1 pseudogene is annotated in these 698 nt (G+C 52.9%); it reads left to right on the top strand.

Features of this window, described 5'->3' with window-relative positions:
* Positions 1 to 698, top strand: a pseudogene (locus NB504_RS08270) (transketolase); the annotation flags it as partial.

Below are 698 nucleotides of genomic sequence, written 5' to 3'. Positions count from 1 at the left end.
GCCGACATTTACGCGCAGTGGGATGCCAAAGAAGCAGGCCAAGCGAAAGAAACCGATTGGAATGCCAAGTTTGAAGCCTACGCCGCCGCTTACCCAGCCGAAGCTGCTGAGTTCAAACGCCGCGTAAATGGCGAGTTGCCAGCAGAATGGGAAGCGAAAGCGAGTCAAATTATCGCTGACCTTCAAGCTAACCCAGCCAATATTGCGTCACGTAAAGCGTCACAAAATGCGCTGGAAGCGTTTGGTAAAATGCTGCCAGAATTTATGGGCGGCTCGGCGGATTTGGCACCGTCCAACCTCACCATGTGGTCGGGCTCTCAATCGCTCACGGCGGAAGATTTCTCGGGTAACTACATTCACTATGGTGTGCGTGAATTCGGTATGACTGCCATCATGAATGGTATCGCGCTGCACGGTGGCTTCGTTCCTTACGGCGCAACCTTCCTGATGTTTATGGAATACGCCCGTAATGCAATGCGAATGGCCGCGCTGATGAAGATTCAGAACATCCAAGTCTACACTCATGACTCGATTGGCTTGGGCGAAGATGGCCCAACCCATCAACCGGTTGAGCAAGTGGCTTCACTGCGTTTGACACCGAACATGAGCACATGGCGTCCGTGTGACCAAGTGGAATCAGCCGTCGCATGGAAGTTGGCGATTGAGCGTAAAGATGGCCCATCAGCGCTGATTTTCTC

It is taken from the genome of Vibrio sp. RM-69-4 (assembly GCF_024743775.1).
GTDB classification, from domain to species: domain Bacteria; phylum Pseudomonadota; class Gammaproteobacteria; order Enterobacterales; family Vibrionaceae; genus Vibrio; species Vibrio anguillarum.
Note: the sequence above shows the minus strand (reverse complement) of the source record. Positions and strands in the feature narration are given on the sequence as shown.